The following is a 24,009-nucleotide window of genomic DNA, read 5'->3' on the forward strand; positions in this document are numbered from 1 at the left end:
CGGGTGGATCAGACGGCTGCCGGGGCCGCCCGGCGCCGCTCGGCCGCCAGGGCCGAGGCGACGAGGATGCCGATGGCCGGCAGGGCCAGTGGTGCGGAGAACCAGGCCGACGCGGCGATCACCGCGAGACCGCAGACGACGAGCAGGGAACCGGCCGGGTCGCGCAGCGTGCGGCGGGCGGCAGGGCCGAGCAGGTCACGCCAGCGCAGGCCTGGGCGCCAGGCCGTGGCCGCTCGCAGGAGGGTGACCGTCAGCCAGAGCGCCGCGAGGATCGCGAGGGTCCCCGCCGCCCGCCCACCGGGCACGGGCAGCGCCCGTACGAACGCGAGGTCGGCGCCCATCAGAGCGAGCGCGGCACCGTAGCCGAGCCCCGCCGACCAGCCACCGCCCCGCAGGGCCGCGCGCAGGTCGGCGGCGAAGAACCGCAGTCCGGCCTGCTCGTCGCCCGTCCAGCGCCGCAGGTGCGCCGCGCCGGCCGCGAGCGCCGCCGGGAGCGTCACCAGCGGGAGCGCGGCGACGGCGATCCACACCCCCACCAGGAGGCATTCGGCGAAGACCCCGAACCGGGCCAGGAAGCGGCTCTGCGGACGGGCGCTCATCCCTTGAGGCCCGAGGTGGCCATGCCGTCGATGAGGTACCGCTGGAAGGCGACGAAGAAGGCCACCACCGGGAGCAGCGCCACGAGCGACATCGCGATCATGCCTCCGTAGTTGGCGAGGCCGTCCTGGTCGACGAACATCTTCAGTCCGAGCGAGACCGTGTACTTCTCGGGTTCGTTGAGGTAGATCAGCGGGCCCATGAAGTCGTTCCACGCGTTGATGAACGTGAAGATCGCGCTGGTGATGAGCGCCGGCCGGCACAGCGGAAGGACGATCGACCAATAGGTCCGCCAATGCCCGCAGCCGTCGAGGCGCGCGGCCTCGTCCAGCTCCTTGGGCAGCCCCCGCATGAACTGGAGCATCAGGAAGACGAAGAAGGCGTCCGTCGCCAGGTACTTGCCGAGCAGCAACGGCGTGTAGGTGTTGATGAGTTCGAGCTTCTGGAACAGCACGTACTGGGGGATCAGCAGCACGTGGTACGGCAGCAGCAGGGTGCCGATCATCAGGGTGAAGAGCACTCCGCGTCCGGCGAAACCGATCTTGGCGAAGGCGTACGCGGAGAGCGAGCTGGAGATCAGCACGCCCACCACCGAACCGACGGCCAGGAAGAGGGAGTTGCCGAAGAAGGTGGAGATGGGGATGTCGGCGATGCCGTCGGCGAGCCGCTGGTAGTTGTCGGTGATGGGGTCGGTGGGGAAGAGCTTCAGGCTGCCGACGATCTCGTCGCTCGGCTTGAAGGAGCCGCCGATCACCCACACCACGGGATAGAGGATGACGGCGAGGACGGCCAGGGACCCGAGGTGCCAGGCGATCGAACCCGCCGTGAGCTTCTTCCCGTTCCGGGTGCCGGTCGTCCCCGTTCCGGTCGTCTCCGGTCCGGTCGTCCGTGGTCCGGTCGTCCGTGCGTCGGTGCGTGCGAGGCTCATCGGGCCCCCTCCTCGTAGTGCACCCAGCGCCGCTGGGACCAGAACAGCACCGCCGTGACCAGGCCGACGGCGAGCAGCAGCATCCAGGCCATCGCCGAGGCGAGACCCATCCGGCTGTTCTCGAAGCCCTGGATGTACAGGTAGCAGGTGTAGACGAGCGTGCCGTCGGCCGGCCCGCAGGCGTTGCCCTGGCTGCCGATGATGTAGGCGGAGCCGAAGATCTGGAAGGAGTGGATGGTCTCCAGGAGCACGTTGAAGAAGAGCACCGGGGAGATCATCGGCAGGGTGATGTGCCAGAACCTCCGCCACGGGCTCGCCCCGTCGACCTGTGCCGCCTCGTACAGCTCGCGGGGCACCTGCTTGAGCCCCGCCAGGAAGATGACCATGGGGGCGCCGAACTGCCAGACGGTGAGCGCGACCAGGGCGTAGATGATGCGGTCGGGGTCGCCGATCCAGCCGCCGGCCTCCATGCCGAAGACCTGCTGCGCCCGGTCGACGGCCGCGCCGTCGGAGAAGATGGCGCGCCAGACGATGGCGATGGAGACGCTGGCCCCGATGAGCGAGGGCGCGTAGAACGCGGCCCGGTAGAAGCCCTGCCCCCACCGGCTCTGGTTGAGCAGCAGGGCGACGCCGAGCGCGGCGGCCAGCTTCAGCGGGGTGCCGATCACCACGTACCAGCCGGTGATCTCGACCGAGGTGCGCCAGCGGGCGTCGCCGAACATCTCGGTGAAGTTGTCGAGGCCGATCCACTTCGGGGCGTCGAACAGGTTGTAGTCGGTGAAGGCGAAGTACAGGGAGGCCACCATGGGCCCCGCGGTGAGCAGGAGGAAGCCCGCTATCCAGGGGGACATGAAGAGGTAGCCGGCGAGGTTCTCGCGGCGGGCCCTGTGGGGGCGGACGGTGCGGCCCGGCACCCCGGGCGGGCGCCCGCCGGACGGGGAGCCCGCGGGTGCGGTCTCCCCCTCCGGGCGGCGCGCCCGCTCGGGCCGCGGTGCGGGATTCGGTGCGGAGGTCACGGCGGCGCCCATCAGGAGGAGAGCGCCGTCTTCGCCTCGGTGAAGTACTGCTTCACCGCGTCCGCCACCGGCCGCTCGCCCAGTGACATCTCCTCGGCGAGCCGCATGAACGCCGCCTCGCAGACGTCGGCGCCTGCCGGGTGCGGGGTGATCGGCTCCAGGACGCGGGACTCGACGAGCTGCTTCTCGTAGGCGGCGATCTGCTTGCCGACCTCGTCGGAGGGCACGTACGCGTCGTTCTGGGCGGTGGTGGCCGGGACGCCCCGGTCGTAGCCCATGATCTTCCCGACCTCCGGGTCGTGGACCATGAAGTCGATGAACTGGGCGGCTTCCTTGGGGTGCTTGGTGCGCTTGGAGGCGCTGAGCATGAGGGAGCCGAGGTACTGGCCGGTCTTGCGGCCGTCCGTGGTGGGGATGGGGGCGAGGCCGTACTGGCTCTTGCCCTCGGAGGTGTAGCGGACGGCGAAGTTGTCCCAGGTGAACTCGCAGCCCGCGAGTTCGGCGGTCACCGCCGACTTGGGCTTGACCGGGATGGTCTTCTTCGGGTCGGCGTAGACGCCGGACTTCACCCGCGTGACGGCCTTGCTCCACCAGTCCGTCAGGTCCGCCTCGGTGAAGCCGAGGCCCGAGGTGGTGAAGAAGGCCTTGCCCTGCTGGCGCAGGTAGAGGTCGTACAGGTACATGATCCCGTACGGACCGGCGTCGCCCGCCCGGCCCTGCTTCTCCTGGATCTTGGCGAGGGCCGCGTGGTACTCGTCCCAGGTCCAGCCCGGCTTCGGGGTGACCCCGGCCTTGGTGAAGACGGCCCGGTCGATGACGAGGGCCATCGAGTTGCTGCCGACGGGGACGCCGAGCAGCTTGCCGTCGACCTCGCCGAACTTCTCCAGGCCGGCCCGGAAGCCGTCGAGGCGGAGGTTCCCCGCCGCGGCCTGCTCGCGCAGGTCGAGGAGGACGTTCTTCGCGTCGTACTTGCGCAGGAAGCCGATGGCGTTCTGGAAGACGTCCGGCGCGTTGCCGCCGGACGCCTGGGTGTTGAACTTCTTCCAGAAGTCGGCGTAGGGCTGGAAGTCGGTCTTGATCTTGATCTTCGGGAACTTCTTCTCGAAGAGCGCGATCGACTGGTTGATCCGCTTGGCCCGGTCCTCCGAGCCCCACCAGCTGTACCGAATCGTGACGGTGCCGTCTCCGGAGCCCGAGCCGGTGCCGCAGCCCGCCGCGGTCAGGCCGAGAGCCGCCAACGAGCCGCCGGCGACCTTCAGCATGCTCCGACGGTCAACAGTGCCTTGCGTACGCACAGTTCGTCCTCCGCGCGTTAATGGAACGTTTCAGGAAAGCGCTTGCTGGGACAAAGTAGGGTTGTCCGCCAGCCACGTCAACGCTTCCGACCGGATCTCTCGAAGCGCTTCACACGAGGAGTCGCGGCGGTTCTTGTGAAAGGATTCAACAGAGGGCCGGTCAGAGCAGCCTGACGACGTTCCAGGACATCGGCTCCAGGACGGCCCGCAGCGTCCCGTCCACGAGCGTCGCGCCCTCCCCCGCGTGCGGCACGACCCGCTCCGGCTCGTCGAGCGTGTTGCGCGCCTCCGGGTCCGCGTCGGCGAGGACGCTGTGCTCGACGACCCGGCTCAGATCGAGACCGCGCAGCGCGACCGTGAGCGGCAGCGACGCGTTCCGGCCACGGTTGACGGCGAAGACGGTCACACCGCCGTCCTCGGCGCGCACGGCCGTGGCGTGCAGCAGCGGCACGTCCCCGTACCGCTCCGTGGGGTACGTCGGCGCGTCGACGCGCACGTCGAGGACGGTCCCCCGGCCGTACCGCGAGGCCTGCGCGAAGGGGAAGAAGGTGGTCTGGCGCCAGGCGGGGCCGCCGGGCTCGGTCATGATCGGGGCGATCACGTTGACGAGCTGGGCGAGACAGGCCACGGCGACCCGGTCGGCGTGGCGGAGCAGGGTGATCAGGAGCGTGCCGAAGACGACGGCGTCGGTGACGGTGTAGACGTCCTCCAGGAGCCGCGGGGCCTCCTGCCAGTCCTCCACCGGGTGCGGGTTGGGCCGGCGCTGGTACCAGACGTTCCACTCGTCGAAGGAGAGGGTGAGCTTCTTCGGCGACTTCAGCCGGGCGCCGACGTGGTCGCAGGTGGCGACGACCTCCTCGATGAAGGCCTCCATGTCGACGGCGGAGGCGAGGAAGGAGTCGCGGTCGCCGTCCACCTCCTCGTAGTAGGCGTGCAGCGAGACGTGGTCGACGACCTCGTACGTCTCCGCGAGGACGGTCGCCTCCCAGGTGGCGAAGGTCGGCAGGCCGCGCGCCGAGCTGCCGCAGGCGACGAGTTCGAGACCGGGGTCGAGCCGGCGCAGGGCGCGGGCGGTCTGCGCGGCCAGCCGGCCGTACTCCTCCGCGGTCTTCTGCCCGGTCTGCCAGGTGCCGTCCAGCTCGTTGCCCAGACACCAGAGGCGGATGCCGAACGGGTCCTTGTCGCCGTGGGCGATGCGCCGGTCGGAGAGTGCGGTGCCGCCGGGGTGGTTGGCGTACTCGACGAGGTCCATCGCCTCGGTGATCCCCCGGGTCCCGAGGTTGAGCGCCATCATGGGCTCCGCCTGGGGACCGACCTTCCGCAGGAAGGCGATGAACTCGCTCAGGCCGAACCGGTTGGTCTCGGTGGACCGCCAGGCGACGTCGAGGCGGCGCGGGCGCTCGTCGACGGGGCCGACGCCGTCCTCCCAGCGGTGGCCGGAGACGAAGTTGCCGCCGGGGTAGCGGACCGCGGTGACGCCCAGCTCGCGCACGAGCTCCAGGACGTCGGTGCGCAGCCCGTCCTCGTCGGCGGCGGGGTGCCCGGGCTCGTGGATCCCGGTGTAGACGCAGCGCCCGAGGTGCTCGACGAAGGAGCCGAAGAGACGTGGGTCGACGGGACCGACGGTGAAGTCGGGGTCGAGGGTGAAGCGGGCGGTGGGCACGGCGGATTCGGGGTGCGGCACGGGAGTCCCTCTCGTTCGATGCGGTTGATGTGGTCGATACGGCGCTTGCGTCGCGTGCGTTCGATATTTCGACCAGTGGCCGTACGTCCGAACGCGAACGTAGGAGCCGAGTCGACGGTCGTCAATGGACCCCTGGAACGCCCGAAGACCGGGCGGGCCCCTCGCGGGGTCCGCCCGGTCTCGTCGTACGCGGAGCGTCTCTGTGCGGGGCGGCTGCTATTCGAGCAGCTCCGCGTACGAGCCCATGGCCAGGGCGATGTCCGCCTGGGCCCAGAACCGGTGGTACGTGAAGACGGGCGCGGCGCCGCCCGCCAGGTAGGCCTCGATCTTCGGCCAGGCCGGGTCGTCCTGGTAGAAGGTGCGGATCGAGGCGAAGGTGGAGGAGTTGTTCACCGTGTCGCCGTTCGGCATGGTGCCGGTCCAGCCGCTCGGCACGTACACCGGGTCGTCGAATCGGTTGTAGTCGGCGCGGGTCTCCTCGACGGCGATGCCCAGCGGGTCCTGGTGGTGGTCCCACATGCCGTCGAGCAGGGCCTTGGCGACCCGCTTGGCCTCCGCGTGGCCGGACTTGGCCGCGTAGTAGGTGAGGGTCTTGGCGTAGGCGGCGGCCACGCCGACGTCGTTGGTGTAGTCGGCGACGGTGACGTGCAGTCCGGCGTTGGCGCCGGGGTTCGCCGCGTTCCAGGTGTCGGGCTTGCCGGACCACTGGAGGGTGGAGGGGATGCGGTAGGTGCCGTCCGGGTTGATCGTGGTCTTGGACAGCGCCCAGGAGACCCACTTGTCGAGGACGGTCTTCGCCCCGGCGTCACCGGTCTGCTGGTAGTACTCGGCGACCCGCTCCATCGACCAGGCCTGGAAGCCGAACCACTGGTTGGACGCGGGGTCGTGGTAGACGGGCTTCTCGTCGTAGTACAGGCCGTGGAAGGTGGGGGTGCCGGCCGGCGGGGTGGCGTAGCGGCCCTGCCAGCTGTTGGTGGCGCCGCCCGCGATGGCGCCCTCGTCGGACTGGAGCCAGCGGTAGAACTCCAGCTGCCGGTCGAGGCTGGTCGCCCAGTCCGCCTGGCCCGTGGCCGACTTGGGCTTGAGCGGGGCGTACTCACTGAGCGCGTAGGCGGCGAGGGGGTTCTGGTAGCCGCCGTGGGCGTGGCTGGAGCCGATGCGCCAGGACCAGCCGGCCGAGGTGTCGGTGGCGCCGCCCCAGGCGTAGTACCAGGACATCAGGTAGTGCGCGCTGTCCTTGCCGGTGCCGGCCGGGCAGGCGGTCGGGCCGACGCAGTTCCCGGCCTTCTTGAAGTACTTGTCGAACATCGCGTACCGCAGGTAGTCGCCCATCTTGGCGGCCTTGCCGACGGTCGCGGAGACCTGCGTGCCCTTGCCCTGCTGCTTGGCCCAGAGGTCGGCCCAGTAGGCGGCCTGGACGGCGCGGGCGTCGGCGTCGGGGGCGTTGGTGAACTTCCACTGCTTGGCGTAGGAGGCGTCACCTGTGAAGAGGTCCAGGTAGCCGTTCCTGCCGCCGTAGGAGAAGTTGTCGCAGGTCGGGTGGGTGACGGTCTCCCAGACGGACTCCTGCGGGCCGCGCTGGAAGGTGTTGATGTACGAGGGGCCTGTCGCCGTCGGTCCCGCGGAGCACTTCCCGGGCTCGTTGCCGAAGCCGTAGACGTTGTCGACGTCCTGGATCCAGTGCATGCCGTAGATGTCGTCGGTGCCGTAGGCGCTCTTGAGCTCGGCGGCGATCGGGTCGGAGCCGGAGGTCACACCGGAGTCGAGCCGGGCCGGGTACTGCGAGGGCAGGTCCCACTCGGGGGCGTACGTCGCCGGCTTGGAGGCGTTGTAGGAGCCGGTGGTGGGCGTGTCGGCGTGGGTGGGGATCATGAATTTCTCCATGGTGTCCCAGGCGCCGTTGAACTTGGTCCAGTCGCCGGTGATCTTGCCGTACATGGCCTGGAGCCAGATGAGGTAGCTGTACGCCTCCGAGGTCGTCTCGTGCCCGTGGTCGGGGGCCTCGACGATCAGGGTCTCGACCGAGTGGTACGGGATGCCCTCGGGCGAGAAGTAGCCGTTGGCCGGGTTGGTGATCTTCCCGTGGAGGTCGAGGAAGCGGGCGTCGTACGTGGAGTTCGCGGCCAGCTGGGCGACGGTGACCTCGGCCTTGGTGTGGCCGGGGGCGGTCGCGGTGAAGACGGCCGAGCCGGTGCCGGTGGCCGCGGCGGCGACGGTCACCTTCTGCGCGGTGTTCCAGTTCGCCGGGGTGAAGGTGAGCGCGGCCGGGGTCGCGGTGAGCTGGGTGTTGCCGGAGGTACGGGCGACGCTCACCGTGACGTTCGAGGCGGGGGCGGTCGACAGCTTCAGGTCGAAGGTGCCGGTGGCGCCCTGGCGTACCCCGAGCTGGCTCGGGGAGGCGACGAGCGCGGCTCCGGCGGCGACGGTGATGCCGACGGGGGCCGACTCGGCGGAGGCGCCGAGACTGTCGTAGGCCTTGGCGTAGAGGGAGTGGGCGCCGGCGGCGAGGCCGGTCGCGCTGTACGTGAAGGGCGCGGTGGTGTCGGTGCCGAGGAGCGTGGTGTCGCTGTAGAACTCCACCTTGTTCACGGTCGCGCTGTCGGCCGCTGCCGCGGTGGCGGCGAGCGGCACCGCGTCGCCCCGGGTGTAGACGGCTCCGGCGGTGGGGCTGGTCAGGACGGCGACCGGGGGCTGGTGGGCGCCGGTGCAGGGGGTGCCGTTGACCGCGAAGGCGGTCGGGGCGGCGTTGGCCCCGCTGTAGGTGAACTGGGCGCCGGTGGTGACGGCCGCGCCGGCGGCGACGGTGCCGTTCCAGGACGCGTTGGTCACCGTGACGTTCTTGCCGGTCTGGGACCAGGTGCCGCTCCAGCCGTTGGTGAGCTTCTGGTCACCGGCGTAGGAGTAGGTCAGCGACCAGCCGTTGAGGGCCGTGGTGGCCCGGTTGGTGAGCGTGAGTTCGGCGGTGAAGCCCGAACCCCAGTCGTTCGTCCGGTAGTCGACGCTGCACTGGACGGCGGTGGCCTGGGCGGTGGCCTGGCCGGTGGTGGCGCCGACGGCGAGCAGGCCGAGGGGGAGGGAGAGCGCCGCGGCGAGGGCGGTCAGCGGCCGGCGTGGGCTCGTTCTCGGTCGTAGGCGTGGCATGCGGGTGGTTCTCCTCGCGGCTCGGAAGGTCGGGGGAGCGAAGAGCTGAAACGTTCGACAGTCAAGCTTTGAACCAGTGGGAGCGCTCCCACTGTGCAGTTGGGGCGCTACGCCGTCAAGATGTGTGAGGAAGTCGAAGCCAAAAGCCGGGGAATTTACCCAACTCCTCTTTTGCTTGGCGCCGGTTGACGCTACGGTCTGCCCCGACCCAGTGGGAGCGCTTCCATCCCAGTCGGCACCCCGTCAGGGTGTGCCCTCGCTGCGAGGACTCGCTCATGCGACATCCCCCACGTCTGTCCGCGCTGCTCGCAGGAGCAGCGCTCACGATGGCGAGCACCGCGCTCGCCCTCATGGGTACGGCCTCAGGAGCCGCGGCCGCACCCGTCTGCACGGTGGAGTACTCGGTCTCGAACCAATGGGCCGGGGGCTTCCAAGGTGCCGTCACCGTCACCAACGACAGTGCCGCGCTGAACGGCTGGAGCCTCGGTTTCGGCTTCCCGGCCGGCCAGGTCGTCAGTCAGGGCTGGGGCGGCAAGTGGTCCCAGTCCGGGGCGAACGTCTCGGTCGTGAACGAGAGCTGGAACGCCGCGCTCGGCACGGGCGCGAAGGTGACGGCCGGCTTCATCGCCTCGTGGACGGGGACCAACACGGCCCCCACCGCGTTCACGCTCAACGGCACGCCCTGCGCCACGAACGGAACCACTCCGACCCCGACCCCGACCACCCCGACCACTCCTCCGACCGTCCCGCCCACCACTCCCCCGACCACTCCTCCGACGACCCCTCCGACCACTCCCCCGACCAGTCCACCGCCGACTCCGGTCTCCGGCGCGCCCGAACTGAGCGTCGTCGGCAACAAGTTCGTCGACCAGAACGGCGCGGTGCGTCGCCTGCTCGGCGTCAACCGTTCCGGCGGCGAGTTCATGTGCGTCCAGGGCTACGGCATCTGGGACGGCCCCGTCGACGACGCCTCGGTCAGGGCGATCGCCGACTGGAAGGCCAACACGGTCCGCATCCCCCTCAACGAGGAGTGCTGGCTCGGCCTGGACAACATCAAGCCCGAGTACGGGGGCGCGAACTACGCCAACGCGGTGAAGGACCTGGTGACCAAGGTCCTCGCCCACGGCATGACCCCGGTCCTCGAGCTGCACTGGACGCACGGCCAGTACACCGGCAACTCCTCGGGCTGCCCCGACGTGCACGCCACCTGCCAGAAGCCGATGCCGAACGCCCAGTACACCCCGGCGTTCTGGACCTCGGTGGCGAACACCTTCAAGAACGACGAGCGGGTCGTCTTCGACCTGTTCAACGAGCCCTACCCGGACCGGGCGACCTCCACCGCGGCACAGGCCTGGTCCTGCTGGCGCGACGGCGGCACCTGCCCCGGCATCGGCTACCAGGTCGCCGGCATGCAGGACCTCCTGGACGCGGTCCGCGCGACGGGGGCGAAGAACCTCGTCCTCGTCCCGGGCATCGCGTACTCCAACGACCTGAGCCAGTGGCTCCAGCACCGCCCCGTGGACCCGGCGGCGAATCTGGGCGCCGCCTGGCACGTCTACAACTTCAACACCTGTTCCAGCGAGACCTGCTGGAACGACACCCTCGCCCCGGTAGCCGCACAGGTACCTCTGCTCGCGGGCGAGATCGGTGAGAACACCTGCGGACACGCGTTCATCGACCGCGTCATGAAGTGGTTCGACGACCGCGGACTCTCGTACCTGGGCTGGACCTGGAACACCTGGAACTGCAACTCGGGTCCCGCGCTGATCAGTTCGTACGACGGCACTCCCACCGCATTCGGCATCGGGCTGCGCGACCATCTGCGCGCCCTCACCTCCTGAAGGGAATCCCCACCCGCATGAGCCGCACTCCTCGCACCAGTCGCACCGCCCTCCTGGCGGCCCTCGGCCTCATCACGGCCACCGGCGCCACCGCCACCGTCTTCGGCACCGCCACCGCCGGCGCCGCCGCCCCCGGCTGCAAGGTCGACTACCAGATCACCAACCAGTGGAGCACCGGATTCGGCTCCAACGTGACCGTCACCAACACCGGTGACCCGGTCTCCGCCTGGACCCTGGAGTGGTCCTACGCCGGGAACCAGCAGGTCACCCAGGGCTGGAACGCCACCATCACCCAGTCCGGCGCCGCCGTCACCGCGAAGAACGTCTCCTACAACGGGACCCTGACGACCGGCGGTTCGACCTCCTTCGGCTTCAACGGCACGTACAGCGGCACCAACGCCGTGCCCGCCACCTTCAAGCTGAACGGTGTCACCTGCAACGGGGCCACCGAGCCCCCGACCACCCCGCCCACCACTCCCCCGACCACGCCTCCGACGACCCCGCCGCCGGCCGGCAGCAAGGTCGACAACCCGTACGCCGGCGCCAAGGTGTACGTGAACCCCGACTGGAGCGCGAAGGCCGCCGCAGAGCCCGGTGGCAGCAGGATCGCCAACCAGCCCACCGGCGTATGGATGGACCGCATCGCCGCCGTCAACGGCACCCCCGGCGCCAGGGGCCTGCGCGCCCACCTCGACGAGGCCCTGAGGCAGAAGGGCACCGGAGAGCTCGTCGTCCAGCTGGTCATCTACAACCTGCCGGGCCGCGACTGCGCGGCGCTCGCCTCCAACGGCGAGCTCGGCCCCACGGAGATCGGCCGCTACAAGACCGAGTACATCGACCCGATCGCCGCGATCCTCGCCGACCCCAAGTACGCGGGCCTGCGGATCGTCAACGCGGTCGAGATCGACTCGCTGCCGAACCTGGTCACCAACGTCTCCGGCCGTCCGACGGCCACCGCCAACTGTGACGTCATGAAGGCCAACGGCAACTACATCACCGGTGTCGGCTACGCCCTCAACAAGCTGGGCTCGATCGGCAACGTCTACAACTACGTCGACGCCGGTCACCACGGCTGGCTGGGCTGGGACAGCAACTTCGGCCCGTCCGCCGAGCTGTTCAAGACGGCCGCCACGGCCGAGGGCTCCACGGTCGACAAGGTGCACGGCTTCATCGTCAACACCGCCAACTACAGCGCCCTGAAGGAGGACCACTTCAAGATCGGGGACTCCGTCAACGGCACCTCGGTGCGCACGTCGAAGTGGATCGACTGGAACCAGTACACCGACGAGCTGTCGTACGCCCAGGCGATGCGCGACAAGCTGGTCTCGATCGGCTTCAACAGCAACCTCGGCATGCTGGTCGACACCTCCCGCAACGGCTGGGGCGGCACCCAGCGGCCCACCGGCCCGGGGGCGCTGACCAGCGTCGACACGTACGTCAACGGAGGCAAGTACGACCGCCGCATCCACCTCGGCAACTGGTGCAACCAGTCCGGTGCCGGTCTCGGTGAACGGCCCCAGGCGGCGCCCGCCGCGGGCATCGACGCGTACGTCTGGATGAAGCCCCCGGGCGAGTCCGACGGCGCCTCCAAGGAGATCCCGAACACCGAGGGCAAGGGCTTCGACCGGATGTGCGACCCGACGTACACGGGCAACGCCCGTAACGGGAACAGCATGTCGGGCGCGCTGCCGGACTCCCCGCTCGCGGGCGCCTGGTTCTCCGCCCAGTTCCAGGAGCTCATGAAGAACGCCCACCCGGCGCTGTAGGCGGACCGGGGTACACGGGCCCACGCGGTGCCGCATCCGTCCGGCGGGACGGATGCGGCACCGTCGCGCGTCGGCGGCCCGTCATTGGTCGGACAACTGGCGGTGCCCCGACACGGTTGACGCGCGTCGACCCGAGCGTCCACTCTGCCCGTGGCAGGTGCACATCAATCGACTGATGGAGGCCCGCACGATGCACGGACGCGCTCTCAGTTCACTCCTTCCGAGGTTTCTGCTCACCTTCGCCTTGCTGGTCACAGGCCTGGCGGGCGTCGTCGCCACCGCCGGGACCGCCCGGGCGGACGGCTGCTACACCTGGTCGCGCACCCTGTCCCAGGGAGCTTCCGGCGCCGATGTGACCCAACTCCAGATCCGGGTGGCCGGATACCCCGGTTACGCCGGCGTGCTCGCGATCGACGGGTCCTACGGGCCCGCCACCGTCGCCGCCGTGAAGCGGTTCCAGACCGCGTACGGCCTCGTCGCCGACGGCGTCGCCGGACCCGCGACGTTCTCGAAGATCTACGCCCTCCAGGACGACGACTGCACGCCGATCCACTTCTCCTACGCCGAACTCAACAACTGCAACAGCACCTGGGCGGGAGGCGCGGTGACCGCGGCCACCGCCAAGTCCAACGCCCTGCGCACCATGTGGAAGCTGGAGGCGCTCCGGCACGCCCTCGGCGACGAGCCCCTCCGGGTCACCAGCGGCTTCCGGAGCCACGCCTGCAACGACGCGGTCGGCGGCGCCTCGTCGAGCCGCCACCTGTACGGCGACGCGGCCGACCTCGGCGCGGGCCCGCACACGCTGTGCCGGCTCGCCCAGCAGGCCAGGAACCACGGCTTCAACGGCATCCTCGGCCCCGGCTACCCGGGCCACGGCGACCACACCCACCTCGACCACCGCGACACCCGCTACTGGTCCGCCTCGAGCTGCGGCATCTGACCGGGCCCTGAGGGCCGGCCGCCGAGCGCGCCGGACGGATCGCGAGCCGTCGCCCGGACACACGGCCTGATCGACGGCCACCCCTGGGTGGGCCCGGACCCCGGGCCCACCCTCAGCAGGACTCCCGGACGATCAGCTCCGTCGGCAGTACGTGCCGGCGGGGCTCCTGCGGGGTCGCCGCGCTCTCCGGGTTCGCCGCGATCTCCTGGATCAGCATCCGCGCCATCGTGCGGCCCATCTCCTCGATGGGCTGGCGCACGCTCGTCAGCGGCGGATCCATCAGCCGCGCCACCGCCGAGTCGTCGACGCCGACCAGGGCCACGTCCTCGGGCACCCGGCGCCCCGCCTCCCGCAGCGCCCCGCGCGCCCCCGCCGCCATCACGTCGGACGCGGCGAAGACGGCGTCCAGATCCGGCCTGCGGTCGAGGAGCAGCCGCATGGCCCGCCGGCCGCCCTCCTCGGTGAAGTCCCCCGTCGACACCAGCGCCTCGTCCGGCCCGATCCCGGCCTCCGCGAGTCCCGCCCGGTAGCCGCCGAGCCGGGCGCGTGCCACGTACATGTCCAGCGGCCCGGTGACGGTCGCGATCCTGCTCCGGCCGCGACCCACGAGGTGCGCGACGGCCGCCCGTCCGGCCCCGATGTTGTCGGAGTCGACGTACGGCACGGGTTCGGCCTCCGCCCGGCGTCCGTTCATGACGACCGGGAGGCCCAGCTCCCTGATCCGGTCGGGCAGCGGGTCGTCGCCGTGGACGGAGGCGAGCAGCACGCCGTCGACGCGCTGGGCGGCGAGATACTGCTCGAAGCGCTGCCGCTCCTGCTCGCTGCGGACCAGCGTGAGCAGCAACTGCTTGTCGGCCTCGGCGAGTTCGGCGCTGACCCCGCGGATGAGGTCGAGGAAGTAGGGCTCGGCGAAGAGTCGGGCCTCGGCCTCGGGGATGACGAGCGCGATCGCGTCCGTACGGCTGCCGGCCAGGGCGCGGGCGGCCTGGTTGGGTACGTAGCCGAGTTCGGCGACGGCTCGGGCGACGGCCGTCCTGGTCTGCTCGCTCACCCGGGGGGAGCCGTTGATCACCCGGGAGACCGTGCCCCGGCCGACCCCTGCCCTGGCGGCCACCTGCTCCAGGGTGGGTCTGCCGCTCTGCCGTCCGCTCACAACTCCCGAACTCCCTTCGTAGGACAACGCGCAGCTCACCACAGGCCCGCCGGGAACGAAAGCAGCGATGGGAGCGCTCCCACCGTAGTCCACTACAGCGCCCCCGCGCCACGCGCATGCGTTCAGGAGATGACACGAACACCCGTGCCCCACACCGCGAAACCCCCGGAAAACCTTCCGGTAACGAATCCGCGTTCATGTCTTGACACCCGTACCCGTCAGGCAGCAACCTTCCGGCAACGACGTGGGAGCGCTCCCATCCGGGACGCGTACAGCCTTGCATCAGGTCCTGGCGGGCGCCGCCGAGCCGCGATCAGCCGGCCGGGCCTCTTGGCGCACAACGAGCACCACCTTGGACGAGGAGAGTGGAATGCGCACTTCCAGCAGCAGACGCGGACGCCGTGCGGCGATCGCGGCGGTCGCCACCGTCGTGACCGGCACGATCCTGCTCACCGGTTGCGGCAGCGACGACGACAGCGGCAAGGGCGGCAGCGGCACCAAGGCCGGCGAGAAGATCACGCTGCGGATCGGGACCTTCGGTTCCTTCGGCTACGACAACAAGACCGGCGCCAAGCTCTACGCCGAGTACGAGCGGCTCCACCCGAACATCAAGATCGAGGAGTCGAACGTCTCCGACGGTCAGAAGTACTGGGACACCCTGAAGCTGCGCCTCTCCCAGAACAGCGGTGTCGCCGACATCCAGGCCGTCGAGGTCGGCTACATCGCCGAGGCGACCGGCCCGGCCATGGCCGGCAAGTGGGTCGACCTGGGCAAGGAGGGCGGCGCCAAGACCGAGAACTTCCTCGACTGGAAGGTCAAGCAGGCGACGACCGGCGACGGCAAGCTCGTCGCCCTCGGCACCGACATCGGCCCCATGGCCATCTGCTACAACAAGGACCTCTTCGCCAAGGCCAAGCTGCCCACCGAGCGCGACGCCGTCGCCAAGCTGTGGTCCGGCGACTGGGCCAAGTTCATCGAGACCGGTGAGAAGTACAAGGCGGCGGCGCCCGCGGGCACCGCCTTCCACGACTCGGCGAGCGGCCTGTTCAACGCCGTCGTCTCCAGCGACCCCGTGCAGTACGCCAACACCAGCGGCGAGCTCGACTGGGAGAACAGCCCCGGGGTGAAGAAGGCCTGGGACACCGCCGTCAAGGCCGCCCAGGGCGGCCTCACCGCCAAGCTGCGCCAGTTCGACGAGAAGGGCACCTGGAACGCGGCCTTCAAGAACGGCAAGTTCGCCACCGTCGCCTGCCCCAGCTGGATGACCGGCATCATCAAGGACCAGGCGGGCCCCGCCAACCAGGGCAAGTGGGACATCGCCGCACCGCCGGTCGCCGGCAACTGGGGCGGCTCCTTCCTCGCCGTGCCCAAAGCCGGCAAGCACACCAAGGAGGCCGCCGAGCTCGCCGCCTGGCTGACCGCGCCCGAGCAGCACGCCAAGGTGTTCGCGGTCAACGGCAACATCCCCTCGTCCAAGGACACGCTCGCCTCCTCGGCGGTCCAGGAGGCGAAGCTGCCGTACTTCGGTGACACCCCGGTCGGCAAGATCTTCTCCAGCGCGGCGGCCGGGATCACCCCCGCCGTGATCAGCCGCTACGACGGCCAGGTGAAGACCTTCCTCACCGACAACGGCATCCTCGACATCGAGCAGCGCGGCACCGACCCGGCCAAGGCCTGGGAGAACGTCAAGAAGCTGGTCGACGACAAGATCGACCAGTAGCGGGGGCGCCTGCCGGTCCGCCGCCGCCGCTCGCGGGTGGCGGCGGCGGACCGGCACGTCCGCACCACCGCACGCATCGACCTGGAAGGACGCCCCTCGTGGCCACCTCCGTTCGGGCGAGGCCGGACGGCTCCCCGCCGCCCGCACCGCCCTCCTCCCCCGGCCCGCGCGGCCGCCGCTCCGCCCCGGGCGGCTGGCGCAGCACGCTCTACCGCTGGGACCTCAAGGCGATCCCGTACGTCTTCATCGCCCCCTTCTTCCTCACCTTCGCCGCCTTCGGGCTCTTCCCGCTGATCTACACCGGCTGGCTCTCGCTGAACCGGGTCGAGCTCGGCGGTGACCCGACCTGGAAGGGCTTCGAGAACTACACCGACCTCGCGACCAGCGAGTTCTTCTGGAACGCGCTCTTCAACACCTTCACCATCGGGGTGATCTCGACCGTCCCGCAGCTGCTCATGGCCCTCGGCCTCGCGCACCTGCTCAACTACAAGCTCCGCGGCCGGGGCTTCCTCCGGGTCGCGATCCTCGCCCCGTACGCCACCTCGATCGCGGCGGCGACCCTGGTCTTCGCCCAGCTGTTCAACACCGACTACGGGATGATCAACGGCGTCCTCGGCTGGGTCGGGTTCGATCCGGTGAACTGGGAGTCGTCCAAGTGGCCGGCGCAGATCGCGATCTCGGTGATCGTCACCTGGCGCTGGACCGGCTACAACGCGCTGATCTACTTGGCCGCCATGCAGGCCGTGCCGCAGGACCTGTACGAGGCGGCCTCGCTCGACGGGGCCTCGCGCTGGCGCCAGTTCATCAGCGTCACGATCCCCTCCATCCGGCCGACCATCCTCTTCACGATCGTCGTCTCCACCATCGGCGCCACCCAGCTCTTCGGTGAACCGATGCTCTTCGGCGGCAGCGTCGGCATCAGCGGCGGCAGCGGCAACCAGTTCCAGACCCTGAGCCTGCTGATGTACGAGAAGGGGTGGGTCACCGGCGCGCTGGGCCAGGCCTCGGCCATCGCCTGGGTCATGCTGCTGCTCCTGCTGCTCGTCGGCGGCGTCCAGGCGCTCGTCTCCCGCCACAACCGCAAGAAGCTGGGGGGCTGACCTCATGGCCCGCACACTCGACACGACACCGCCGGCCGAGGCCGAGGTCAAGGCCGACGCTCCGGCGGCGGCCCGGCCGGGGCGCCGCTTCCGGCAGTCGGCCGGCAAGCAGCACCACGCGGGACCGCTCACCTACGTCCTGCTCATCGGGGCCGCGTTCGTCTCGCTCTTCCCGCTGTACTGGAACGTGGTCGCCGCCTCGCACACCGGCGAGCGGGTCGTGGAGGCCCCGGCTCCGCTGCTGCCCGGCAACCGGCTCCTGGACAACCTCAGCTTCGCCTGGAACCAGGTCGACATGGGCGAGGCGCTGATCAACACCACGATCGTGGCGAGCCTGGTGGCGCTGTCCACCGTCCTGTTCTCCACGCTCGCCGGGTTCGCCTTCGCCAAGCTGCCGTTCCGGGGCCGGGGCATGATGCTCTCCCTGGTGGTCGCCACCATGACCATTCCGCCGCAGCTCAGCGTCATCCCGCTCTACCAGATCATCACCGACCTCGGCTGGTTCGACCAGCTCCAGTCGGTCGTCCTGCCCTCGCTCGTCGCCGCCTTCGGTGTGTTCTTCATGCGCCAGTTCCTGGTGGAGGCGCTGCCGATGGAGCTGGTGGAGGCGGCCAGGATGGACGGCGCGCACAGTCTCCGGATCATCTGGCACGTGGTCTTCCCGGTGGCGCGGCCCGCCATGGCCGTGCTCGGCATGCTCGTCTTCGTCCAGGCGTGGAACGACTTCTTCTGGCCGTTCATCGCCCTCACCCCGGACGGCAGTCCCACCCTCCAGGTGGCGCTCGCCGGACTGGGCGCGGGCAACCACACGGTGGACCACGCCGTGGTGCTGACCGGCGCCCTGATATCCACCGTGCCGCTGCTGCTCGTCTTCGCCTTCCTCGGCAAGCACATCGTGGGCGGCATCACGGCCGGCGCCGTCAAGAGCTGACCGCCCGCCGCCTCTCCGTACCGCCCGCTGCCTCTCCATACCGCCCGCTGCCTCTCCGTACCGCACGTCTCGAACGTACCCGTCACCGCGTTGGGAGCCCTCTCCTATGACCGCGTCCGAAACCCGGCCGCTCACCGCCACCCGCTCGTTCCCGTCCGACTTCCTCTGGGGCGCGGCCACCGCCGCGTACCAGATCGAGGGAGCGGCGGCGGAGGACGGCCGTACCCCGTCCATCTGGGACACCTTCTCGCACACCCCCGGCAAGGTCTTCGAGGGCCACACCGGCGATGTCGCCGTGGACCACTACCACCGGTTCCGCGAAGACGTCGGCATCATGTCCGAACTCGGCCTGAACGCCTACCGGTTCTCCGTCTCCTGGTCCCGGGTGCAGCCCACCGGCCGGGGACCCGCCGTCCAGAAGGGCCTGGACTTCTACCGGGCGCTCGTCGACGAGCTGCTCGCCGCCGGGATCGAGCCGGCCCTGACGCTCTACCACTGGGACCTGCCGCAGGAGCTCGAGGACGTGGGCGGCTGGCCCGCGCGGGCGACCGCCGAGCGGTTCGCCGAGTACGCGGGGATCGTCGCCGACGCGCTCGGCGACCGGGTGAACCGCTGGACCACGCTCAACGAGCCCTGGTGCAGCGCCTTCCTGGGGTACGGCTCCGGGGTGCACGCCCCGGGCCGCACCGACCCGGTGGCATCGCTGCGCGCCGCCCACCACCTCAACCTCGGGCACGGTCTCGCCGTCCAGGCCCTGCGGGCCTCGCTGCCCGAGGACCGGCAGATCTCGGTGTCGCTCAATCTGCACGAGGTGCGGCCGCTGACCTCCTCCGCCGAGGACCGGGACGCGGTCCGCCGGATCGACGCGGTCGGCAACCGGATCTGGCTGGGCCCGATGCTGGACGGCGCCTACCCCGAGGACCTGATCCTCGACACGGCGCGGCTGACCGACTGGTCCTTCGTCAAGGACGGGGACACCACGGCGATCCGTCAGCCGCTGGACCTGCTCGCGATCAACTTCTACGCGCCGACGGTCGTCTCGCAGGTGCCGGAGGGGTCGGAGAAGCCGCAGGACGACGGGCACGGGAACAGCGATCACTCGCCGTGGCCCGGCGCGGACTCGGTCGCCTTCCACCGGGCGCCGGGCGAGCGGACGGCGATGGGCTGGCCGGTCGACGCGAGCGCCCTGTACGACCTGCTGACCCGGGTGTCCGACGCGTACCCGCAGCTCCCGCTGGTGATCAGCGAGAACGGGGCGGCGTACGAGGACGTGGTCGCCCCGGACGGTTCGGTGCACGACCCGGAGCGCGCCGCGTACGTGCACGCGCATCTGGAGGCGGTGCACCGGGCGATGGACGAGGGCGTGGACGTACGCGGGTACTTCCTGTGGTCGCTGCTCGACAACTTCGAGTGGGCGTACGGCTACGCGAAGCGGTTCGGCGCGGTCCGGGTGGACTACGACACCCTGGAGCGGACGCCGAAGTCGAGCGCCCGCTGGTACGCGCGGGTGGCGCGCACGGGTGAGCTGCACGCCCCCTGATCCGGCGGACGGGAGAAGGCCGTGCCGGGTGAACCGGCACGGCCTTCCCTCATGGGGTGGGCGTCGGTCAGATGTCGACGACGCGGTAGCCGATCACGTAGACGCCGCCGGAGCCCTCGACGGTGCGCCACTGGGTCTCGGCGCCGACCTCGCTGCCGGTGACGAGGGTGGCGCCGAGCTTGTCGTCGCCGCCGAACGTGTCGACGTCCCACAGGGTCATCGTGCGGGCCTGCTCCTTGCCGAGGATGAGGGCCGCGTTGCCGTTGCCGTCGGCCATGGAGCGGACGTAACCGCTGCCCATGGTCTGGTACTTGATGCCGTTGCCGGGCCAGACCTTGACGGGGTTGCCGTTGGCGTCGGTGATCTTGAGGTACGCCTCGTCGTGGTCGCCCTCGCTGTTCTTCTGGCAGTGCAGTTCGAGCAGCTCGATCTTCACGTAGTCGATCGGCTCGGCCTGGGCGGTGCCGGCGAAGACGCCGACGCTGCCGAGTCCGAGGAGGGCGGTGGCGGCCGTTCGGACGAATCGGTTCTTGCGCATGTGGTCCCCCCACACATCGGGTCACTCGCGTGACAGTGGTTCCGGTCCGCCTCTTCTCGGCGGGGCCGGTGTGCCGTTCCCCTCGGCACGTCACCTACTGTGCCCGTCCGCCCGGCCCGGTTCTACGCGCGTTCCGCTGGACGGAACAACGCCGTTCGACGGCCGGTCAGAGCACGGGGGCGGCCGCCGGGACGGTGCTTCGCGGGCCGCCGCGGGCGAGGGCGCGGCTGATCGCGGCGCCCGCCTCGGCGACGCCACGCGCGAGCGTGTCGAGCGGCCGGCCGGCCGGGACCATGCCGGCGAGGGCCGCGACGGTACGCCCGTCCGGGGTGCGGACGGGCAGCGAGGCGCAGCACACCCCGTCCATCACGTCCTCCCGGTCGAGGATCGCACCGCCCCGGAGCGGCCCCCGCAGGGCCTTTCCGGCGGCGGTGTCGAGCCGGAACGCGAGGCCGTCCCGTACCGGGAACAGCGGTTCCAGGTCTCCCGGCACCGAACCGATCGTGATCGCCATGTCCTCGCGCAGCACGGCGAGGACCACGCTCGCGCCGGTGGCGGCCCGGAGCCGCTGGAGCGGCAGCCGGGCGGCGGGCCGGAGGCCGGGGTGCGGCTCCCAGGCCTGGCCGAGGCGGTACAGCTGGGGCCCGACCCGGTAGCGGTTGCCCCTGCGTTCGACGGCGCCGAGTGTGACGAGCTGGTCGAGGAGCCGGTGGACACTGCCCTTGGGCACCCCGCAGACCAGCGCCAGTTCGGTCACCCCGGCCTCGTCGCCGCTCCGGCGCAGGGCGTCGAGCAGCGCGAACGCCCCTTCGAGCACACCGCGACCGCGCACGGCCCGTTCCCGGCCGAGATCGTCGCCGCCCGCTCTGCCAGGTCCTCGTCCCCTACCGGTGTCCATGAGTCCCCCCGACTCCGCACGCCCGGCCGTGGGCCCCGACGGCACGGCTCCGGGCACGACCCCCACCATGCCGCAGAGGGGATGATTCCGGCGAGGGGCTCGCGTCGGCCGTCGTGTCGCGGGGGCAAGGCCCCCTATCGTGTCGGGATATGAGAGACCCTCAGCCGCTTGCCGCCCGGCCCCGTCGGCGCAGGACCGCCGGCCTGGTCGCCGTCGTACTGACCACCGCCGTGGCGGGCCTCACGACCGTGGTCGCCGTCGCCCCGCCGGCGACCGCGGTCGCCGCCCCGCCCTCGTGGTCCGCGCCCCGTCCGGCTCCGGAGGGCACGGTGGCGGCGAGCTCCTGGCTGCGCGCGCCGGGAGCGCCGCCGACGGTGATCGCCCACCGGGGTGCCTCCTCCGCCGCCCCCGAGAACACCCTGATCTCCGGCGAGGTGGCCCGGCGGGGCGGAGCCGTATGGATCGAGAACGACGTCCAGCCCAGCAAGGACGGTGTGCCGTACGTCCTCCACGACCGGACCGTGGACCGTACGACCGACGGCACGGGCCCGATCCGTTCCCTGACCTCCGCGCAGCTGGACGTCCTGGACGCCGGCTCCTGGTTCGCCCCGGCCTACGCGGGGACGCGGGTCCCGACCCTGGCCGCCCAGCTGGCGGACCTCCGGGAGCGGGGCGGGAACCTGCTCCTGGAGATCAAGGGCCAGCACAACCGTGCCGAGGTGGCCCGGATCGTCCATGAGGTCCGCAGCCAGGACATGACCGGCCGGGTCTTCGTCCAGAGCTTCGACGTCTCCTCCCTGCGGTACGCCCATGAGCTCGCCCCCGAGCTGCCGCTGGGCCTGCTGCGCGACACCCTGGACGCGGACCCGGTCGCGGTCGCGAAGGAGCTGGACCTCGCCTCGTACAACGTCTCGGACGGCGCGCTGTCCACCCGTCCGGGGCTTGTCCCCGAGCTGCACGCGGCGGGCGTGGCCGTCCACGTCTGGACGGTGGACAGGCCGGCCCGCTGGAAGGTCCTGGACGACCTCGGTGTGGACGGCATCATCACCAACCGGCCGACCGAGCTCGGCGGCTGGTCGGCGGGACGCACGGCCTGAGGGGCCCTCGGACCGGCGCTCCCGCCTCGGACCGTGCCCCTACGGCGTGACCTTGATGTCGTCGACGAAGGCCCTGACCATGATCGCGTGGGTGAAGACGACGGTGCCGGGCTTGATGAGGCCGCCCTCGCCGCCGGTGCCCTTCACCTGGACGGTGCGCTCCCCCAGGAAGGCGAGGGTCTTGCTGTCGAAGATCCATTCGGTGCGCGTGCCGCTGGTCTCGTCGAGCCGGGCGACCGCGACGCCCTTGCGGCCGGCGGCGTCGGTGGCGCTGTCCACCAGGACGACGCCGGGGATCTTCGCGGCGGCCCGGTAGAGCGCCGCCGTGAGCCGGGGGGTCGGCCAGCTCTCGGTCAGCAGGTCCCCGATGGTGGTGAAGGCCTGCTGGTCCCTGCCGTTGCCCTGTCCCTCGGTCTCCTCGTAGATCTTCCGCAGCAGGGCGTCGGGGTCCGTGGGGAGAGCGGCGAGGTAGTCGTGCGAGGGGGCGCCGAGGTGCGGCTTCGGCACCTGGCCCTTCTCGTCGGTGCCTTCAAGGGTGATGCCGTCGGGGCCGGTGGTGCCGGGCTCGATCAGCCAGCCCTTCAGGCCGTCGGGCGACCGCCAGGACTGCCGGGTGTGCAGGGGCCGGCTGACGAGGCTGCTCACGCCGTCGACGGTCTGCACGAACGTGGTCGCGGCCCGCGACTCGATGTAGACGTACTGGCCGGCGCGGCCCTTCGGGGCGTCCGCCCCGGCCGCGGCCAGCGAGATCCGGTCGAGGAGGCGGGGTGCGCCGTGGGCGTCGACGGTGCCGATGGTGGTGGTGAGGGCCGGTCCCGTGGCGAGTTCGTGAGGGCCGTCCTGGGCCCCGCCGGGGGTGAGGACGAGGACACCGACGGCGAGGGCGCCGGCGAGCGCGGTCGCGGCCGGCAGGAGGAACGCCTTCCGCAGGAAGGGGTTGCGGGGGGCGGCGGCGCGGCGGTCGTCGTGGATCTGGCTCATCAGGCGCTCCTTGTGGAACTGGTGGCGGCCCGGAGGAAGGTCGTGCTCCTCGGTCGCCCGGAGGTCTCCGTTCTCCTGCCGGTTCGCCGTACGGGGCTGGGTCGGGTCGGGGTTCATCGGATTCCTTCCTGCGCGGGCCGGACCGCGTTCACGCGATCACCTGTTGTCTGTCGGGTGCGGGGGGCGGGTTCCCGTTTTTCCCCTCCGAGTTCTCGGGCGTCGCGGGTGGGTTCCCGGGCTTCGCGGGCGAGTTCGGCCTCGGCACCGGTGCGGAGCCTGGCGCGAGCGCGGGAGAGCCGGGAGCGGACGGTGCCGACGGGTACGCGCAGGGCCTGGGCGACCTCGGTGTAGGCGAGGCCCTCCCAGAGGCAGAGCACGAGGACTTCGCGTTCGGTGCGGCGGAGCGTGCCGAGCGCCCGGAGGGTGGCCGCGATACGGCGCCGGTCGTCGATCCGGCCGGCGACCTCGGAGGCGTGGTCGGGCACCGAGGCCTCGGCCGGGCCGGCCTCGGCGTACGCGGCGGCGGCCGCCCGGTAGCGGCGGTTGCCCCGGCAGTGGTTGCGGGCGACGTTGGTGGCGACGCCGAGCAGCCAGGGCCGGAGCGAGCCCCCTTCGGGATCCACCTTCCGGCGCAGCCGCCAGGCCTCCAGGAAGGTGGCCGCCATCACGTCCTCGGCGACCGACCAGTCGCCGGTCAGCCGGAAGGCGTGGTTGTAGACGCTCCGGGCGTAGGAGTCGAAGAGTTCGGCGAAGGCCGAGGGGTCTCCGTCCCGGATGCGTGCGCGCGTGTCAGTGTTCACGTCTCTGGTCTGTCCGGCCCCCGGGGCGGGTTCCTGTGACCCC

At 70.9% G+C, this 24,009-nt stretch carries 19 protein-coding genes; 8 read left to right on the forward strand and 11 right to left on the reverse strand.

The window, feature by feature from the left end:
- Window positions 1-8 precede the first annotated feature (8 nt).
- The 6 genes from ACIRB7_RS14860 to ACIRB7_RS14885 all read right to left on the reverse strand — a co-directional run bounded on the left by ACIRB7_RS14860 (window position 9) and on the right by ACIRB7_RS14885 (window position 8,661).
- On the reverse strand, window positions 9-599 hold the full coding sequence (locus ACIRB7_RS14860; protein WP_403597514.1) for a hypothetical protein: 591 nt from the start codon (window positions 597-599) through the stop codon (window positions 9-11).
- Window positions 596-1,525 (reverse strand): carbohydrate ABC transporter permease, encoded by a 930-nt coding sequence (locus ACIRB7_RS14865; protein ID WP_403597517.1) that lies wholly within the window; start codon window positions 1,523-1,525, stop codon window positions 596-598. The genes ACIRB7_RS14860 and ACIRB7_RS14865 overlap by 4 nt, the downstream gene beginning before the upstream one ends.
- Window positions 1,522-2,553 (reverse strand): ABC transporter permease subunit, encoded by a 1,032-nt coding sequence (locus ACIRB7_RS14870; RefSeq protein WP_403597520.1) that lies wholly within the window; start codon window positions 2,551-2,553, stop codon window positions 1,522-1,524. The genes ACIRB7_RS14865 and ACIRB7_RS14870 overlap by 4 nt, the downstream gene beginning before the upstream one ends.
- Window positions 2,553-3,803 (reverse strand): ABC transporter substrate-binding protein, encoded by a 1,251-nt coding sequence (locus ACIRB7_RS14875; protein WP_403597523.1) that lies wholly within the window; start codon window positions 3,801-3,803, stop codon window positions 2,553-2,555. Before ACIRB7_RS14875 ends, ACIRB7_RS14870 begins: the two co-directional genes overlap by 1 nt.
- Before the next feature lie 193 nt (window positions 3,804-3,996).
- Window positions 3,997-5,499, reverse strand: a complete 1,503-nt coding sequence (locus tag ACIRB7_RS14880) for an alpha-N-arabinofuranosidase (RefSeq protein WP_403597716.1) — start codon at window positions 5,497-5,499, stop codon at window positions 3,997-3,999.
- A 237-nt stretch (window positions 5,500-5,736) separates the two neighbouring features.
- Window positions 5,737-8,661, reverse strand: a complete 2,925-nt coding sequence (locus ACIRB7_RS14885) for a glycoside hydrolase family 48 protein (protein ID WP_403597526.1) — start codon at window positions 8,659-8,661, stop codon at window positions 5,737-5,739.
- Window positions 8,662-8,936: 275 nt separating this feature from the next.
- Between ACIRB7_RS14885 and ACIRB7_RS14890 the strand changes: the two genes are divergently transcribed.
- From ACIRB7_RS14890 to ACIRB7_RS14900, 3 genes are all read left to right on the forward strand, one after another.
- Window positions 8,937-10,502, forward strand: coding sequence for a cellulase family glycosylhydrolase (locus ACIRB7_RS14890; protein ID WP_403597529.1), 1,566 nt, complete (start codon window positions 8,937-8,939; stop codon window positions 10,500-10,502).
- Window positions 10,503-10,519: 17 nt separating this feature from the next.
- A complete protein-coding gene (locus ACIRB7_RS14895; protein ID WP_403597532.1) occupies window positions 10,520-12,268 on the forward strand; it encodes a glycoside hydrolase family 6 protein in 1,749 nt (582 codons plus the stop codon).
- Window positions 12,269-12,458: 190 nt separating this feature from the next.
- Complete coding sequence (locus ACIRB7_RS14900) at window positions 12,459-13,208, forward strand: D-Ala-D-Ala carboxypeptidase family metallohydrolase (protein WP_403597535.1); 750 nt, start codon at window positions 12,459-12,461, stop codon at window positions 13,206-13,208.
- Between the two features lie 112 nt (window positions 13,209-13,320).
- On the opposite strand, the gene ACIRB7_RS14905 is transcribed toward ACIRB7_RS14900, so the two are convergent.
- On the reverse strand, window positions 13,321-14,361 hold the full coding sequence (locus ACIRB7_RS14905) for a LacI family DNA-binding transcriptional regulator (protein WP_403597538.1): 1,041 nt from the start codon (window positions 14,359-14,361) through the stop codon (window positions 13,321-13,323).
- A 370-nt stretch (window positions 14,362-14,731) separates the two neighbouring features.
- Here ACIRB7_RS14905 and ACIRB7_RS14910 point away from each other — a divergent pair, with 370 nt between their 5' ends.
- From ACIRB7_RS14910 to ACIRB7_RS14925, 4 genes are all read left to right on the forward strand, one after another.
- The gene (locus tag ACIRB7_RS14910) at window positions 14,732-16,081 is read left to right on the forward strand and encodes an ABC transporter substrate-binding protein (RefSeq protein WP_403597541.1); all 1,350 of its coding nucleotides are present in this window, start codon (window positions 14,732-14,734) and stop codon (window positions 16,079-16,081) included.
- Between the two features lie 98 nt (window positions 16,082-16,179).
- The gene (locus ACIRB7_RS14915; protein ID WP_403597544.1) at window positions 16,180-17,181 is read left to right on the forward strand and encodes a carbohydrate ABC transporter permease; all 1,002 of its coding nucleotides are present in this window, start codon (window positions 16,180-16,182) and stop codon (window positions 17,179-17,181) included.
- Window positions 17,182-17,185: 4 nt separating this feature from the next.
- Window positions 17,186-18,112, forward strand: coding sequence for a carbohydrate ABC transporter permease (locus tag ACIRB7_RS14920; protein WP_403597547.1), 927 nt, complete (start codon window positions 17,186-17,188; stop codon window positions 18,110-18,112).
- 106 nt (window positions 18,113-18,218) lie between these two features.
- The gene (locus tag ACIRB7_RS14925; protein ID WP_403597550.1) at window positions 18,219-19,652 is read left to right on the forward strand and encodes a GH1 family beta-glucosidase; all 1,434 of its coding nucleotides are present in this window, start codon (window positions 18,219-18,221) and stop codon (window positions 19,650-19,652) included.
- A gap of 67 nt (window positions 19,653-19,719) precedes the next feature.
- Here ACIRB7_RS14925 and ACIRB7_RS14930 read toward each other — a convergent pair whose 3' ends face one another.
- Window positions 19,720-20,190: a hypothetical protein gene (locus ACIRB7_RS14930; RefSeq protein ID WP_403597553.1), complete on the reverse strand. Its 471-nt coding sequence runs from the start codon at window positions 20,188-20,190 to the stop codon at window positions 19,720-19,722.
- A gap of 166 nt (window positions 20,191-20,356) precedes the next feature.
- Entirely contained in the window at window positions 20,357-21,022 is a 666-nt protein-coding gene (locus ACIRB7_RS14935) for an IclR family transcriptional regulator (protein WP_403597555.1), read from the reverse strand.
- A gap of 215 nt (window positions 21,023-21,237) precedes the next feature.
- Between ACIRB7_RS14935 and ACIRB7_RS14940 the strand changes: the two genes are divergently transcribed.
- Window positions 21,238-22,185 (forward strand): glycerophosphodiester phosphodiesterase, encoded by a 948-nt coding sequence (locus ACIRB7_RS14940; RefSeq protein ID WP_403597558.1) that lies wholly within the window; start codon window positions 21,238-21,240, stop codon window positions 22,183-22,185.
- A gap of 39 nt (window positions 22,186-22,224) precedes the next feature.
- Here ACIRB7_RS14940 and ACIRB7_RS14945 read toward each other — a convergent pair whose 3' ends face one another.
- Entirely contained in the window at window positions 22,225-23,283 is a 1,059-nt protein-coding gene (locus ACIRB7_RS14945) for a CU044_5270 family protein (RefSeq protein WP_403597561.1), read from the reverse strand.
- Window positions 23,280-23,966, reverse strand: a complete 687-nt coding sequence (locus ACIRB7_RS14950) for an RNA polymerase sigma factor (RefSeq protein ID WP_403597564.1) — start codon at window positions 23,964-23,966, stop codon at window positions 23,280-23,282. The genes ACIRB7_RS14945 and ACIRB7_RS14950 overlap by 4 nt, the downstream gene beginning before the upstream one ends.
- Window positions 23,967-24,009 lie beyond the last annotated feature (43 nt).

Origin of the sequence: Streptomyces sp. NPDC093795 (genome assembly GCF_044764665.1) — a bacterium.
Taxonomy (GTDB): Bacteria; Actinomycetota; Actinomycetes; order Streptomycetales; family Streptomycetaceae; genus Streptomyces.

What these genes read in the sequence shown, in the direction of transcription:
- ACIRB7_RS14885 (WP_403597526.1), bottom strand. Translation starts at nt 8,661, where the DNA reads ATGCCACGCCTACGACCGAGAACGAGCCCACGCCGGCCGCTGACCGCC.
- ACIRB7_RS14875 (WP_403597523.1), bottom strand. Translation starts at nt 3,803, where the DNA reads ATGCTGAAGGTCGCCGGCGGCTCGTTGGCGGCTCTCGGCCTGACCGCG.
- ACIRB7_RS14890 (WP_403597529.1), top strand. Translation starts at nt 8,937, where the DNA reads ATGCGACATCCCCCACGTCTGTCCGCGCTGCTCGCAGGAGCAGCGCTC.
- ACIRB7_RS14860 (WP_403597514.1), bottom strand. Translation starts at nt 599, where the DNA reads ATGAGCGCCCGTCCGCAGAGCCGCTTCCTGGCCCGGTTCGGGGTCTTC.
- ACIRB7_RS14895 (WP_403597532.1), top strand. Translation starts at nt 10,520, where the DNA reads ATGAGCCGCACTCCTCGCACCAGTCGCACCGCCCTCCTGGCGGCCCTC.
- ACIRB7_RS14930 (WP_403597553.1), bottom strand. Translation starts at nt 20,190, where the DNA reads ATGCGCAAGAACCGATTCGTCCGAACGGCCGCCACCGCCCTCCTCGGA.
- ACIRB7_RS14920 (WP_403597547.1), top strand. Translation starts at nt 17,186, where the DNA reads ATGGCCCGCACACTCGACACGACACCGCCGGCCGAGGCCGAGGTCAAG.
- ACIRB7_RS14910 (WP_403597541.1), top strand. Translation starts at nt 14,732, where the DNA reads ATGCGCACTTCCAGCAGCAGACGCGGACGCCGTGCGGCGATCGCGGCG.
- ACIRB7_RS14900 (WP_403597535.1), top strand. Translation starts at nt 12,459, where the DNA reads ATGCACGGACGCGCTCTCAGTTCACTCCTTCCGAGGTTTCTGCTCACC.
- ACIRB7_RS14945 (WP_403597561.1), bottom strand. Translation starts at nt 23,283, where the DNA reads ATGAACCCCGACCCGACCCAGCCCCGTACGGCGAACCGGCAGGAGAAC.
- ACIRB7_RS14940 (WP_403597558.1), top strand. Translation starts at nt 21,238, where the DNA reads ATGAGAGACCCTCAGCCGCTTGCCGCCCGGCCCCGTCGGCGCAGGACC.
- ACIRB7_RS14870 (WP_403597520.1), bottom strand. Translation starts at nt 2,553, where the DNA reads ATGGGCGCCGCCGTGACCTCCGCACCGAATCCCGCACCGCGGCCCGAG.
- ACIRB7_RS14925 (WP_403597550.1), top strand. Translation starts at nt 18,219, where the DNA reads ATGACCGCGTCCGAAACCCGGCCGCTCACCGCCACCCGCTCGTTCCCG.
- ACIRB7_RS14865 (WP_403597517.1), bottom strand. Translation starts at nt 1,525, where the DNA reads ATGAGCCTCGCACGCACCGACGCACGGACGACCGGACCACGGACGACC.